We start from the raw sequence: 13377 nt of genomic DNA, 5'->3' as shown, positions 1-13377 counted from the left end.
TGAGGCGTTATGACCGAGGCAATGCACGCCCCCGGCGTGGATGTCTGTGTGGTCGGCGGGTGCGGCCGGGTCGGCCTGCCGCTGGGCATCGCGCTCGCGGCGCGCGGGCTGTCGGTGGTGCTCTACGACATCGATGAGACTGCTGTGGCACGGGTCAACTCGGGTGCCATGCCGTTCACCGAGCACGGTGCGGACGAGCCGCTCGCCGAGGCGCTGTCCGCCGGCCGGCTGCGGGCCACCACCGACCCGACCAGTGTCGGTCTCGCCGAGGCTCTGGTCGTGGTCGTCGGCACCCCGGTCGACGAGCACCTCAACCCCGATCTGGGCGCGGTGCCGCGGGCCATCGAGCGCTGTGTCGAGCACATGCGCGACGGCCAGCTCGTGGTGCTGCGCAGCACTGTCTACCCGGGCGTCACGGCACTCACCGAGAAGCTGCTGACCAGCCGCGGCCTCGCCGTCGACGTGGCGTTCTGCCCGGAGCGGATCGCCGAGGGCAAGGCGATGACCGAGCTCTTCACGCTCCCGCAGATCGTCGCCGCGCGTACCCCGCAGGCTCTGGACCGGGCCGAGAAGCTCTTCCGGCACCTGACCGAGTCGATCGTCCGGCTGGAGCCGGAGGAGGCCGAGCTCGCGAAGCTGTTCACCAACACCTGGCGCTATCTGAAGTTCGCGGCCGCCAACCAGTTCTGGATGATGGCGAACGATTTCGGGCTGGACTTCGAGCGGATCCGGCACGCGGTCACCTTCGACTACCCGCGCGCCGACGACCTGCCGATGCCGGGCTTCGCGGCCGGGCCGTGCCTGCTCAAGGACACCATGCAGCTCGCGGCGTTCAACCGGAACAACTTCGTGCTCGGCCACTCCGCGATGCTGATCAACGAGGGCCTGCCGCTCTACCTGGTCTCCCGCCTGGAGGACCGGTTCGACCTGTCCGATCTGACCGTCGGCATCCTGGGCATGGCGTTCAAGGGTGGCAGCGACGACCCGCGCGACAGCCTGGCCTACAAGCTGCGCAAGATCCTGACGCTGAAGGCGCGCGAGACCCTCTGCACCGATCCGTACGTGGCGGACGACCGCTTCCTGCCACTGGAGGACGTGCTGAAACGGGCCGACCTGCTGGTGATCGCGTCGCCGCATCCGGATTACGCCGGGCTGCAGACCGACAAGCCGCTGATCGACATGTGGGGCCTGACCGGGCAGGGGGTGCTGGTGTGACGCCCCGGGTCTCGGTGGTCATCCCGGTCTACAACGAGGGCGAGGGCGTGGTCCGCCACCTCGAGCGGATCCTGCGTGAGGTGATGCTGCCCGCGGAGATCCTCGTCGTGCACGACATGCCCGAGGACACCACGGTGCCGTTCGCGCAGGAGATCGCGCGCCACGACCCGCGGGTGCGCACTGTGCTCAACACGTACGGGCGGGGGCCGGCGAACGCGATCCGGTTCGGGATCGACGCGGCCCAGGCGCCGGTGGCGGTCGTGACCATGGCCGACGGCTGCGACGACCCGCGGCAGATCGACGACCTGGCCCGGCTGGTCGACCGGGGCGTGGTGGTCGCGGCGGCGTCGCGCTACATGCCCGGTGGGCAGCAGGTCGGCGGGCCGCGGTTCAAGCGGATGGCGTCCCGGTGGGCCGGGCGCACCCTGCACTGGTTCGCCCGGGTCGGCACCCGGGACGCCACGAACAGCTTCAAGGCGTACGACACTGATTTCGTGCGCGAGGTGGGCATCGAGTCCAACACCGGCTTCGAGATCGGCATCGAGCTGACCGCGAAAGCGACCCGGATGCGCCGGATGGTCGCCGAGATCCCGACCATCTGGCTGGACCGTCAGCTCGGTGAGTCGCACTTCGACGTGGGCCGGTTCATGCCGTCCTACCTGCGCTGGTACTTTTTCGCGTTCGGCCGGCCGTTGTCCGGCGAACAGCTCGCCGCCCGCTGGGCGGCCCACAGGCCGGACCAGGCGCCGGCGGATCGCGACAAGGAGGGCACCCGGGCATGACGAAGGTGCTGGTCACCGGCTCGGCCGGGTTCATCGGCGGCTACCTGGTGGAGGAGCTGCTCGGCCGCGGTCACGAGGTCGTCGGGCTGGACAACTTCTCGAAGTACGGCCCGGTGTCGCACAGCTACGACAACCACCCGCGGTACCGGTTCGTGGAGGGCGACGCCCGCGACGTCGACCTGGTCACCGAGTTGCTGGCCGACTGCGACCATTTCGTCGCCGGCGCCGCGATGATCGGTGGCATCTCCTACTTCCACGCGTACGCGTACGACCTGCTCGCCACCAACGAGCGGATCATGGCGGCGTCCTGCGACGCGGCGATCGCGGCGCACCGCTCCGGGCGGCTGAAGAAGATGACGTACGTGTCGTCGTCGATGGTCTTCGAGTCGACCGACCGGTGGCCCAGCAAGGAGGGCGACCAGCACGAGGTTCCGCCGCCGCGATCGTCGTACGGGTTCCAGAAGCTGGCCGTGGAGTACTACGCCCGCGCCGCCTGGGACCAGTACAAGCTGCCCTACACGATCGTCCGGCCGTTCAACTGCGTCGGCGTCGGCGAGGGACGGGCGCTCGGCTCGGCCGAGGTGCTCTCCGGCAACGTGAAGCTGGCCATGTCGCACGTCGTCCCGGACCTGGTGCAGAAGGTTCTGAAGGGTCAGGACCCGCTGCACGTGCTGGGCAGCGGGGAGCAGGTGCGGCACTACACGTACGGCGGTGACCTGGCCCGCGGCATCGCCACGGCGATGGAGCACGAGGCCGCGGCGAACGAGGACTTCAACCTGTCCACCGCCGAGTCGACGACCGTGCTGGAGCTCGCCGAGCTGATCTGGCGCAAGATCAAGGGTCCGGACGTCCCGTTCCGGCACGTCAGCGACGAGCCGTTCGCGCACGACGTGGCGCTGCGGGTCCCGGACGTCACCAAGGCGCGCGAGGTGCTCGGCTTCACCGCGGAGACCTCGCTGGACACGATGCTCGACGAGGTGATCCCGTGGATCAGGCAGGCGGTCGAGGAGGGCCGGCTGTAACCGGCGCCGCCATGGAGGACCCCGCCAAGACGGTCCGCGACCAGTACAAGCGGCGGATCGGACTCTCCGGAGCCGCGGTGGCCGTCGCCACCGCGGTCACCAGCGGCCTCGGGTACGTCGTACCGGTGCTCGGCGCCCGCCGGCTGGACGCCGCGGACCTCGGCGCCCTCGCGACCGTGCTGGCGATCGTGGCCATCGCCAGCGTGCCCGGCACCGGCCTGCAGATCGCCGTGGCCGTGCAGCGCGCCCGGCACCCGGGTTCGACGGCCCGGCACGTCGGGTGGATCACCGCGGGTGTCTGCGCCGGCGTGGTGGCCCTGCTGACGCCGATCGCCGGCCCGGTGCTCGACCTGCCGCCGCAGCTCATGCTGCTGCTGGCCGTCTACACCGGCGCGATCGTGGTGGCCGGCCGCTGGCTGGGGCAGCTCCAGGGCGACGAGCGGTTCCTGCGGCTCGCCCTCGGCATGGCCGTGCTGGCCGCCGGCCGGTACGGCGGACTCGTCGCCGGTCTGCTGCTCGGCGCCGGGCTGACCGGATCGGTGCTGATCGCCACGGTGGTGTCCCTGCTGATCCCGGTCGCGCTCACCGCGGTGGCCCGGGTGCCCGGTTCCCCGCCCGGCGACCGTGGCGTCTCGGCCCGGCACGTGATCACGGCCGGCTCGGCGACGCTGGCGATGCTCGTCGTCTCGTACGCCGACCTGCTCCTGGCCCGCGCCCTGCTGCCGGCTGCCGCCTCCGGTGCCTACGCGGTCGGCACCGTGCTCACCAAGGGCGCGCTGTGGGCGCCGCAGGTGGTCACCGTGCTGGCGCTGCCGCGGCTCGCGCAGGGCAGCCGCCGCGCGCTGATCATCGCGGTCGGGCTGGTCGCCGGCTCCGGCACGCTCCTGGTGGCGGCGTCCGCGCTGGCCGGCGGGCTGGCGTTCCGGTTCGCCGGCGGCGACGGATATGTGGACCTGGGCCGCTACGCGCCGGTCTTCGCGCTGACCGGTGCCCTCTACGCACTGGTCTTCGTGCTGGTCAACGCGCAGGTGGCAGCCGGCGCGAAGTGGCCGTCAGCACCGCTGTGGGTGTCCACCGCGGTGCTGGTCGTGGTCGCCTGGCTGGCGCCGCACACCTTCCCGGTGATCATGTGGTGCGCGGCGGGCACGGCCGCGCTCGCCCTCGCGGCAACCGCCTGGGCGACCGTCCGCAGTGGCGCCGGCAAGCTGACCGGCGCGGCGCTGACCTCCTGAGGCGCAGCGCCGATCGCGCCGGCCGCCGGGCAGTTGCGCGCCGGCGACTTCCTGCGGTTCGCCCTCGACCTGTAGAGCGGCGCTGGGCGGGGGTCCTTAGGGTGATCACATGGGCCCCACGCTGAGCGCCAAGAAGGCGCGATCCGCACTGCGCACGTCGGCGAGCATCTCGCTGCAAACCCTGCTGGTCCTGCTCATGACCTGGGTCGCGTTGTGGCTGCTCGGGAAGATGTGGTCGGTGATGTGGCCGCTCGTCGTGGCCCTGTTGCTGACCACTCTCACCTGGCCGCCGGTCCGGTTCCTGCGCCGGCACAAGTGGCCGCCCGCCCTGGCCGCCTCAGTCGTGACCGTGCTGTTCCTGGTGATCGCGGCGGGCACGCTGGTCGGCATCGTGGCACCGGTGGCCTCCGAGTCTCCGCAACTCGCCGACGGCGTGGTCAACGGCATCCAGACCGTGCGTGACTGGGCTTCCGGCCCGCCGCTGAACATCGGCGACGACGAGGTCAACTCGGCGGCGAACAGTGCCATCGACCAGCTGCAGAGCCGCGTCGGCAGCATCGCCACGGCCACCCTGACCGGTGTCAGCACCGTGGTGAACGGCCTGGTCACCACGATCCTCGCACTGTTCCTGATGTTCTTCTTCCTCAAGGACGGGCCGCGTTTCCTGCCCTGGCTGACCCGGCAGCTGCCGGGCCGGCTCTCGGTCGACGTGCCGATCGTGGCCGCCCGCAGCTGGGAGACGCTCGGCGCGTTCGTCCGCTCGCAGGCGTTCGTCGGCCTGCTGGACGCGGTGGCGATCGGCATCGGCCTCTGGATCGTCGGCGTGCCCTTGGTGCTGCCGCTGGCCGTGCTCACCTTCGTGGCCGCGTTCGTCCCGATCGTCGGCGCCCTGTTCGCCGGCTTCGTCGCGGTGCTGATCGCGCTGGTCTCCAACGGCTGGACCGACGCGCTGATCGTGCTCGGCATCATCGTGGCGGTGCAGCAGCTCGAAGGAAACGTCTTCCAGCCGATGGTGCAGAGCCGCGGCCTGGGCCTGCACGCCGGCGTCGTGCTGCTCGCGGTCACCCTGGGCAGCAGCCTGTACGGCATCGTCGGCGCGCTGCTCGCGGTGCCGGTCGCCGCGATGATCGCGGTCCTCTGGAACTACCTGCGTGAGCAGCTCAGCGACTCGCCGGCGCCGTCACCGGACGATCCCGCCGACGGCGCCGCCGAAGAAGCTATTCGCAACCCGGAGACCGCCGGACGGCCGGAAGTCGCCTAGCCGACAGAAAACCATCCGCGGCCGTGCGCCGCCCCGAACCCTCCTGCGACAGGCCACGGAGCCCGCAGGAGGACAGATGCACCACCGCCCCATCCGGAAACCGGCGCTCGGCGCCGCGGCCGCTCTGGTCGCGGCGGCGTGTGTCGCCTCGCTCGCACCGACCATCGGGTCGGCGTCGAGTCACCGCGAGGCGCCACTCGTCGCCGGTGAGCCGCGACTCGACAACACCGACGTCTACGCGTTCGTCAGCCCGGACTCGCCGGACACGGTGACGATGATCGCCAACTGGCTGCCGTTCGAGGAGCCCAACGGCGGTCCGAACTTCTACTCGTTCGCGACGGAGACCGCGTACGACATCAACATCGACAACGACGGTGACGCGCTGCCGGACATCACGTACCGGTGGACGTTCGACGACAACTACCGCAACCGCAACACGTTCCTCTACAACACCGGGCCGGTGACCACGCTCGACGACCCGGACCTGAACTACTTCCAGACGTACCGGCTCCAGGCGATCACCGAGAACGGCACCAGCACGCTGATCCGCAACGGGAAGGTCGCGCCGTCGCGGGTGGGGCAGGCGTCGATGCCCAACTACGGCGCGCTGGCCGACGCGGCGGTCACCAAGCTGCCGAACGGCGGGCAGACCTTCGCCGGGCAGGCCGACGACCCCTTCTTCATCGAGCTGGGCATCTTCAACCTGCTCTACAACGGTGACTTCTCGCAGATCGGCACGGACACGGTCAAGGGCTACAACGTCAACACCCTGGCCATCCAGGTGCCGAAGAAGGCCCTGGCCCTGAAGGGCGACAGCACCCGCAACCCGGTGGTCGGCATCTGGAGCACCACCTCCCGCAAGCGCATCGAGGTGGTCGGCACCAAGAACCAGCGGGACCGCTCCGGCGAGTTCCGGCAGGTGTCGCGCCTGGGCATGCCGCTGGTCAACGAGGTCGTCATCCCGGTCGGCCGCAAGGACGAGTTCAACGCGACCGAACCGAAGAACGACTCCCGCTTCCTCAAGTTCGTCACCGATCCCGAGGTGCCCAAGCTCGTCGAGCAGATCTACATGATCCCGGCGCCGAAGACACCCCGGCAGGACCTGGTCGAGACGTTCCTGACCGGATTCTGCAAGGACTGCGGGCCGGTCGCGGTCGACCTGAACTCGCAGCGGCTCAACAAGGACGTCGACGTCAACAAGTTCCGCCCCAGCGAACAGCTGCGGCTGAACATGTCGATCCCGCCGGCCGCCTCGCCGAACCGCCTCGGCGTCATCGCCGGTGACAACCAGGGCTTCCCGAACGGCCGCCGGCTCGCCGACGACGTTCTCGACGTGACCCTGCGGGTCGCCGAGGGGGTCCTGCTTCCCGACCACCCGGCCGCCGTCGACGGACTCGGTGACGCGGTGGACACCAACAACGTGAAGTTCCGGGGCGCGTTCCCGTACGTCGCCCTCCCCAACGCCATCGGCGTGAACCAGCAGTAGACCTACGAACTCCAGGCCCGCCCCCCGGCGGGCCTGGAGACATAAGGAGCGCCCCGTGAAGCGTCTCATCGTCGTGGCCGCCGTGGTTCTGGCGGCCGTCCTGGCCGGCGCCGCCTTCCTGGTGACCCGGCAGTCGTCCGCGCCGCAGGCGGCCGGACCCGCCCTGCCGGAGGCGGACGAGTTCGCCCCGGGCGTCTGCCGGGACGCCGCCGACAGCATCCTCGCCCTGGCCCGGGTGACCCGGCAGACCGACGTCGCCGCGGTCTCCGAGGCCGACCGCGCCGAGCTGCGCACGCTGCAGACCCGCCTGTGGGAGCTGCGGGTGAAAGCGGACGGCGCGGTCCTCGACTCGATGACCGAGGTGGTCCTCAACCTCGGCTACCTGCGGGTTCGGCTGGACAGCCGGACCGCCGAGCCGCAGTACCTGGAACAGGCCGAAGCCGCCCGGGCCAGGCTGCAGAAGTCATGCCTGGCATCCGCGGCCCGGTGACTCGGCCGACTCATGCGCCTAGAGTGGTGCCGGGGTGGGGTGAGCGCCTTGGTGCAGCAGCGATCCACCGAGCGAACCGCGGCGGAGGTCTCCGAAGAGGACGGGCGGCTCCGCGATCGACTCGTCTTCGGCGACGAGAACGCTTTCGACGAGGTGTACGAGCGTTACAGCTGCCTCGTCTACACCATCGCCGTCCGGGTCACCCGCGACGAGCGCGCCGCCGAGGACGTCGCGCAGGAGGTCTTCCTGGCCTTCTGGCAGCGGCCGTTCGCTTTCGACCCGGCGAAGGGCAGCCTGCGCGGCTGGCTGGCGATGATCGCGCACCGGCGCGCGGTCGACCTGGTGCGGCGCGAGGAGGCACACCGCCGCGGCACCCAGGACCCGCAGCTGAGTGTCGCGGCGCTGGGCGGCGGCGACCCGGTCGGCGACCAGGTCTCCGACGCCGACACCACCCATCGCCTGCGGCTGGCGTTGCGCACCCTGCCCGAACCGCTGCAGAGCGCGATCACCCTGGCGTACCTGCACGGGCGCACCTACCGTGAAGTAGCGATCGAGCTGGGACTCCCGGAGGGCACCGCCAAGTCGCGGCTCCGCGAGGCGTTACGCAGACTGACCGTGGCGTTGAGCAATCACCATCAAGGCGCCTCGGAGGCACCATGAGCAACACGCAGACCCATGAGGCGATCTACCCACTCATCGGGGCGTGGGCACTGGACGCCTGCTCCTCGCAGGAGGCCGACCTGGTCCAGGCGCATCTGGACGACTGCGTGGTCTGCGCCGAGGAGGCCCGCGCCCTGCGGGAGACGGCCGCCGAGTTCGGCGGCGAGGACCTGCTGCCCCCGGCCGGGCTGGGCATCCGGTTGCGCTCGTCGGCGCACCTGCGGCGGCGTCCGGCGCCGCGGGCCCCGGGGTACGCGAAGCCGTACGCCGCGCAGGTGGCCGCGCTCGACCTGATGCTCTCCGGCCTGCCCGGCGGCGGCTGGCGGCAGATCACCGTGAACGACGAGATGAGCGTCCACGAGCTGCTGGCCCATCTGATCGCCACCGACGGGATGGTCGCCGACGCCCTCGGCGTGCCGGTGCAACCGCCGATGGAGCCGGGCACCGACGCGCAGGCCAGGACCGTCGTGGTGCTGGCCCAGGAACGTCACCGCCCGGTCGAGCAGACCCTGCTGTTCTGGCGGGAGCAGGCCGAAGCCGTGTGCCGGGCGCTGCCGCACCGGCCGAACGGCGCCACGGTGACGCTCGGCTTCCCGATGCCGGTTCCGGACGCGGTGCTGGCCCGCGCGTTCGAGACGTGGATACACACCGAGGACATCGCCGGGGCGACCGACAGCCCGGCGATCCCACCGCTGCCGGAGCATCTGAACCCGATGGCCGACCTGGCCGCCCGGCTGCTGCCGAAAGTCACCGCACGCCGTTTCCCGCAGGGCGGCAGCATCCGTCTGCACCTGACCGGGCCGGGCGGCGGCGTCTGGACGGTCCCGGCCGGCCGGCACAGCGATGCGGGCGGCCGGCCGTACGCCGAGGTCACCGCCGACGTCGTCGAGTTCTGCCGGCTGGTCGGCGGCCGCCGCGACCCGGCCACCTTCCCGGCCGGGATCCGCGGCGACGCCGGCCTGGCCCGGGAGTGGCTGGCGGCCGCCCCGGACCTCGCGCCCTACCCGTGATCAGCCCTTCACCGCGCCCTGGGTGAAGCCGGCGATGAACCGGTCGAGGAAGATGTTGAAGACGATCGCGATCGGGATCGCCGCGAGCACCGTGGCGGCCTGCAGCGACTGCCAGAAGAAGACGTCGCCGCGGACCAGTTCGGTGGGCACCCCGGTGGAGAGCACCTTCTCGGTGGTCGGGGAGACGAACGCCAGGGCGTAGATGAACTCGCTGGCGGTGAGCGTGAACGCGAAGACGACCACGGCCACGATCCCCGGGAAGGTCAGCGGGACCACCGCCCGCCAGAACGCGGCGAGCCGGCTGTAGCCGTCCACCATGGCCTGTTCCTCGATGTCCTTCGGCACCGCCTTGAGGAAGCCGATGAGCAGCCAGATCGAGACCGGGATGGTGATGGTCGGATAGATCAGCACCAGCGACCAGGTGGAGTCCTGCAGGCCGACGCCGACCACCAGCCGCGACAGCGACAGGAACAGCAGGCTCGGCGGCACCAGGTAGACCAGGAAGATCGCGACGCCGAACCAGCCGGCCCAGGGGCGGTCGAGGCGGGCCAGGGCGTACGCCGCCGGCAGCCCGAGGGTCAGGGTAATCGCCACGACCAGCACCCCGACCCAGAAGGTGTTCCACGCGAACGTCACGAACGACGTGTTGTCGAAGAGGTAGAGGACGTGGTCGGAGGTGGCCGGCCGGTTGTAGCGGAACGGGTTGTTCTCCGGGTTGTAGAGGTCCCGGTTCTGCTTGAACGCGGTGACCAGGCTCCACAGGAACGGGGCGGCGGCGAACAGCGCGAACCCGATCGCCAGGGCGTAGAGACCGGTACGGGACAGCAGGTGCCTCATGACACCTCCATCCGGCGGACCAGCCGCAGGATCGCGATGGCCACCGCGAGCAGCAGCGGGAACAGGAACAACGCGATCGCCGCGCCCTGACCGACGTCACCGCCGTCGATGCCGCGGAAGAACGCCCAGCTGGTCAGCACCTGGGTGGCGTTGTTCGGCCCGCCGTTGGTGAGCACGTCGACCACGGCCATGTCGGTGAACGTGAAGATCGCCCCGAACAGCGCGGCCACCGCGGCCACCGGCAGGACCAGCGGAATCGTCACCTCGAACATCCGCCGCCAGTAGCCGGCCCCGTCGACCCGGGCGGCCTCGTCCAGGTCCCGCGGGATCGCCACCAGCCCGGCCACCATGATCACGGCGGCGAGCGGGGTGAGCCGCCAGACGTGCACCGCGATCACGCTGGCCATCGCCAGGCCCGGTTCGCCCAGCCAGTACATGTTGCCCTGGATCAGGCCCAGCTCGCGCAGCACCCAGTCGATCGGCGAGAAGATCGAGTCGAGCATCCAGAGCCAGGCGATCGACGACAGCGCGACCGGCGTGGTCCAGGGCAGCAGCACCAGGAACCGGACCACCCACTTGCCCCGGAAGTCGGCGACCAGCACGTTCGCCAGGATCTTCCCGAGCACCACGATCAGCGCCATCGAGATCAGCGTGAAGACGAAGGTGTTGCCGAGCGAGCGCCAGAACACCGGGTCCTCGAAGACCCGCTGGAAGTTGCGGAGGCCGACCCAGTCGAAGCTCGGGTCGCCGGCGGTCACGTCCGAAAGCGAATACCCGATGGCGAGCAGGAACGGCAGCGCCACCAGCGCCAGGATGTAGACCACGCTGGGCATCAGGAACAGCCAGGCCAGCGTCCCCTCACGGTCCGCCGTCCGGCGGCCGGTCACGACAACCCCTGATGCGTACGCGCACCCGACTGCGAATCGAACATGCGGACTCTCCGCTCCGGCACCAGGAACTGCTGCTCCTCCCCCACGGCCACGTCGGCGTCCACGGTTGCCGGCAGGCGGGCCACCACGCGGGTGGGCTCGCCGACACCGGTCGCCGTCCCGTAGACGTGCCGGTCCCCGGACAGGTACTCGAGCCGGTCCACCTTGAGGCTCACCGGCAGGCCGCCGCCGGGCACCACGTCGGCCGGGAGCAGGTGCTCGGGGCGGAAACCGACCAGCAGATCGCCCCGGGGCACGAGGTTCATCGGGGGCGAACCGATGAACGTCGCGACGAAGGTGTCGGCCGGGTCGTCGTACACCTCCATCGGTGGACCCACCTGCCGCACGCGGCCCTGCGAGAGCACCGCGATGCGGTCGCCGAGGCCCATGGCCTCGGTCTGGTCGTGGGTGACGTAGACGGTCGTCGTGCGCACCTCGTCCTGGAAGCGTTTGAGCTCGTCCCGCGCGGTCGCGCGCAGCTTGGCATCCAGGTTCGACAGCGGCTCGTCGAGCAGGAAGACCTTGGGCTGGCGGACCAGGGCCCGGGCGAGCGCGACCCGCTGCCGCTCGCCGCCGGAGAGCTGCCGCGGCTTGCGACCGAGCAGGAGGGCGATGCCGAGCAGGTCGGCGGCCCACTTCGCCTTGCGCTCGCGTTCGGTTCGCTCCACCTTCGCGGCGCGCAGCGGGAAGACGATGTTGCCGAGCACGGTCTTGTGCGGGTAGAGCGCGTAGCTCTGGAACACCATGGCCACCTGCCGGGCGCGGGGTGGCAGGCTGCTGACCACCGCGCCGTCGATCAGCACGTCGCCGGAGGACTGCTGCTCCAGCCCGGCGATCATGCGCAGCAGGGTGGTCTTGCCGCAGCCGGACGGGCCGAGGAGGACGAGATACTCGCCCTCCTCGGTCGCGAGGTCGATGCCGTCGACCGCGCGGACCCCGCCGGGGAACTCCTTGACCAGGTTGCGTACCTCGACGATGGCCACGTCTTATCCCTTGCCGACCAGGCCCTGGGCGCGCCACTTCTCGAAGACCGCGTTGACCTGCGACGTCGCGGCGGTGACCGAGTCGGCGGCGCTCTGCTCGCCGCGGGCCACCCGGGCGAACATGTTGGGGATGACGAAGGTGTTGAAGATTTCACCCTCGGCCGTGTTGGCCGGGCCGGGGTAGCCGATGTTGACGCTCCACTTCGTCGCGTCGGCGAGCAGTTTCAGCTTGTCCGGTGGATTCGAACCGAACGGGTCGGCGCCGAGCCAGCCGGTCAGCTCCGGAGTGCGCTCGGCGAAGGCGCAGAAGTCGTAGAGCTTGCTGGCGTACGTCGCGGCCTTGAAGTTGCTCGTGTAATGCAGCAGGAACTCCTTGGCCGCATCCGGGTTCGCGGCATGCTTCGGGACGATCCAGTTGTAGAGCACGTGCTGCGCGGCGAACTGCCCCGCCGGGCCGGTCAGAGCCGGCACGAAATGCACGTCGTCGGCGACCGCCGGGTTGGTGCCCTGCGAGGTGCGCCATGCCGAGATCGAGTTGACGATGTACGACATCTTCCCGGCGACCAGGCCCTGGTTGTTGCTAGCGGCGTTCCACGAGAACACCTCGTTGGTCATGCTCTCCTTGAACAGCCGGGCCATGAACTCGACCGCCTGCACGGTCTCCGGCGAGTTGAGCACCACCCGCTCGTTGGCGTCCTGGATCGAGGCGCCGTGCGTCCACATCAGCCCGCGCAGCACCATGTTGGAGTCGATTTCCTGGGACATGCCCAGGCCCATCTGTACGTTCTTCGACTTCTTGATCTCACCGCCGCCCTTGAGCAGGTCCTCCCAGGTGGCCGGCCCGTTCGGGAAGCCGGCCGGCTCCCACAGCGACTTGCGGTAGTTGCCGGGGTCGGGGACCCAGCCGGGCGAGTACGCGTAGAACTTCCCGGTGCTCGGGTTGAAGCTGGACTTCTGGCAGAGCTCGAGTTGCGTACCCCAGCGCTTGCTCGCCTCGTCGGTGAGATCCTTGAGATCCAGCACGCTCGGCTCGAACTGCGACAGCGGCGCGATGAACTGGATCATGTCGTGCCCCTGGCCGGCCGAGATCTCGGCGGCGATCCGGGTGGTGATCTGGGCCTGGTCGATGTGGTCGACCTTCACGTCGACGCCGGCCTTGCTGCCCCAGTCCTTGGCGAACTTGTCGAACCAGGCGTCGTGGCTCGGGACGAAGTGGCTCCACAACAGGATGCTCAGACCGCCGGAGAGCTTCTTCGACGGCTCCTCGTAGGTCTCCGCCGGAGCGTTGCCCGGCGCCCCGGTGGGCCCGCCCGGTCCGGCGTCCTCCTCGCTGGCACAGCCGGCGAGCATCGCGCCGACCGCCAGCGCCCCCGTGGTGCGTAGGAAATTCCTCCTATTTGTCATCGGTAGCTCCTTCTTCAGGCATTCATCGATGACCGTAGGGTGTTGTGATCTAGATCACTAGTGGTC

13 protein-coding genes are annotated in these 13377 nt (G+C 70.2%); 9 read left to right on the top strand and 4 right to left on the bottom strand.

The window, feature by feature from the left end:
• Positions 1 to 9 precede the first annotated feature (9 nt).
• The 9 genes from OHA21_RS50195 (at position 10) to OHA21_RS50155 (ending at position 9158) form a co-directional block, all read left to right on the top strand.
• Positions 10 to 1215: a nucleotide sugar dehydrogenase gene (locus OHA21_RS50195; protein ID WP_328467862.1), complete on the top strand. Its 1206-nt coding sequence runs from the start codon at positions 10 to 12 to the stop codon at positions 1213 to 1215.
• Positions 1212 to 1997 carry a glycosyltransferase family 2 protein gene (locus OHA21_RS50190; protein WP_328467860.1) on the top strand — a complete coding sequence of 262 codons (786 nt, stop codon included), beginning with the start codon at positions 1212 to 1214 and terminating at the stop codon, positions 1995 to 1997. The genes OHA21_RS50195 and OHA21_RS50190 overlap by 4 nt, the downstream gene beginning before the upstream one ends.
• Complete coding sequence (locus OHA21_RS50185) at positions 1994 to 3019, top strand: NAD-dependent epimerase/dehydratase family protein (protein ID WP_328467858.1); 1026 nt, start codon at positions 1994 to 1996, stop codon at positions 3017 to 3019. Before OHA21_RS50190 ends, OHA21_RS50185 begins: the two co-directional genes overlap by 4 nt.
• A gap of 11 nt (positions 3020 to 3030) precedes the next feature.
• Positions 3031 to 4251 carry a polysaccharide biosynthesis protein gene (locus OHA21_RS50180; RefSeq protein WP_328467856.1) on the top strand — a complete coding sequence of 407 codons (1221 nt, stop codon included), beginning with the start codon at positions 3031 to 3033 and terminating at the stop codon, positions 4249 to 4251.
• Positions 4252 to 4360: 109 nt separating this feature from the next.
• Positions 4361 to 5512 carry an AI-2E family transporter gene (locus OHA21_RS50175; RefSeq protein WP_328467854.1) on the top strand — a complete coding sequence of 384 codons (1152 nt, stop codon included), beginning with the start codon at positions 4361 to 4363 and terminating at the stop codon, positions 5510 to 5512.
• Between the two features lie 76 nt (positions 5513 to 5588).
• A complete protein-coding gene (locus OHA21_RS50170; protein ID WP_328467852.1) occupies positions 5589 to 6998 on the top strand; it encodes a DUF4331 domain-containing protein in 1410 nt (469 codons plus the stop codon).
• A 55-nt stretch (positions 6999 to 7053) separates the two neighbouring features.
• Complete coding sequence (locus tag OHA21_RS50165) at positions 7054 to 7488, top strand: hypothetical protein (RefSeq protein WP_328467850.1); 435 nt, start codon at positions 7054 to 7056, stop codon at positions 7486 to 7488.
• Positions 7489 to 7527: 39 nt separating this feature from the next.
• Complete coding sequence (locus OHA21_RS50160; protein WP_328467848.1) at positions 7528 to 8148, top strand: sigma-70 family RNA polymerase sigma factor; 621 nt, start codon at positions 7528 to 7530, stop codon at positions 8146 to 8148.
• Positions 8145 to 9158, top strand: a complete 1014-nt coding sequence (locus OHA21_RS50155) for a maleylpyruvate isomerase family mycothiol-dependent enzyme (RefSeq protein ID WP_328467846.1) — start codon at positions 8145 to 8147, stop codon at positions 9156 to 9158. The genes OHA21_RS50160 and OHA21_RS50155 overlap by 4 nt, the downstream gene beginning before the upstream one ends.
• Here OHA21_RS50155 and OHA21_RS50150 read toward each other — a convergent pair whose 3' ends face one another.
• The 4 genes from OHA21_RS50150 to OHA21_RS50135 are packed head-to-tail and all read right to left on the bottom strand — an operon-like array spanning position 9159 to position 13311.
• The gene (locus OHA21_RS50150; protein WP_328467844.1) at positions 9159 to 9995 is read right to left on the bottom strand and encodes a carbohydrate ABC transporter permease; all 837 of its coding nucleotides are present in this window, start codon (positions 9993 to 9995) and stop codon (positions 9159 to 9161) included.
• The gene (locus tag OHA21_RS50145) at positions 9992 to 10882 is read right to left on the bottom strand and encodes a carbohydrate ABC transporter permease (RefSeq protein WP_328467842.1); all 891 of its coding nucleotides are present in this window, start codon (positions 10880 to 10882) and stop codon (positions 9992 to 9994) included. Before OHA21_RS50145 ends, OHA21_RS50150 begins: the two co-directional genes overlap by 4 nt.
• Positions 10879 to 11907: an ABC transporter ATP-binding protein gene (locus OHA21_RS50140; RefSeq protein WP_328467840.1), complete on the bottom strand. Its 1029-nt coding sequence runs from the start codon at positions 11905 to 11907 to the stop codon at positions 10879 to 10881. Before OHA21_RS50140 ends, OHA21_RS50145 begins: the two co-directional genes overlap by 4 nt.
• Positions 11908 to 11910: 3 nt before the next feature.
• A complete protein-coding gene (locus OHA21_RS50135; protein WP_328467838.1) occupies positions 11911 to 13311 on the bottom strand; it encodes an ABC transporter substrate-binding protein in 1401 nt (466 codons plus the stop codon).
• Positions 13312 to 13377 lie beyond the last annotated feature (66 nt).

Source organism: Actinoplanes sp. NBC_00393, assembly GCF_036053395.1.
Lineage (GTDB): Bacteria > Actinomycetota > Actinomycetes > Mycobacteriales > Micromonosporaceae > Actinoplanes.
Note: the sequence above shows the minus strand (reverse complement) of the source record. Positions and strands in the feature narration are given on the sequence as shown.

What these genes read in the sequence shown, in the direction of transcription:
- OHA21_RS50195 (WP_328467862.1), top strand. Translation starts at nt 10, where the DNA reads ATGACCGAGGCAATGCACGCCCCCGGCGTGGATGTCTGTGTGGTCGGC.
- OHA21_RS50185 (WP_328467858.1), top strand. Translation starts at nt 1,994, where the DNA reads ATGACGAAGGTGCTGGTCACCGGCTCGGCCGGGTTCATCGGCGGCTAC.
- OHA21_RS50180 (WP_328467856.1), top strand. Translation starts at nt 3,031, where the DNA reads ATGGAGGACCCCGCCAAGACGGTCCGCGACCAGTACAAGCGGCGGATC.
- OHA21_RS50175 (WP_328467854.1), top strand. Translation starts at nt 4,361, where the DNA reads ATGGGCCCCACGCTGAGCGCCAAGAAGGCGCGATCCGCACTGCGCACG.
- OHA21_RS50170 (WP_328467852.1), top strand. Translation starts at nt 5,589, where the DNA reads ATGCACCACCGCCCCATCCGGAAACCGGCGCTCGGCGCCGCGGCCGCT.
- OHA21_RS50155 (WP_328467846.1), top strand. Translation starts at nt 8,145, where the DNA reads ATGAGCAACACGCAGACCCATGAGGCGATCTACCCACTCATCGGGGCG.
- OHA21_RS50150 (WP_328467844.1), bottom strand. Translation starts at nt 9,995, where the DNA reads ATGAGGCACCTGCTGTCCCGTACCGGTCTCTACGCCCTGGCGATCGGG.
- OHA21_RS50135 (WP_328467838.1), bottom strand. Translation starts at nt 13,311, where the DNA reads ATGACAAATAGGAGGAATTTCCTACGCACCACGGGGGCGCTGGCGGTC.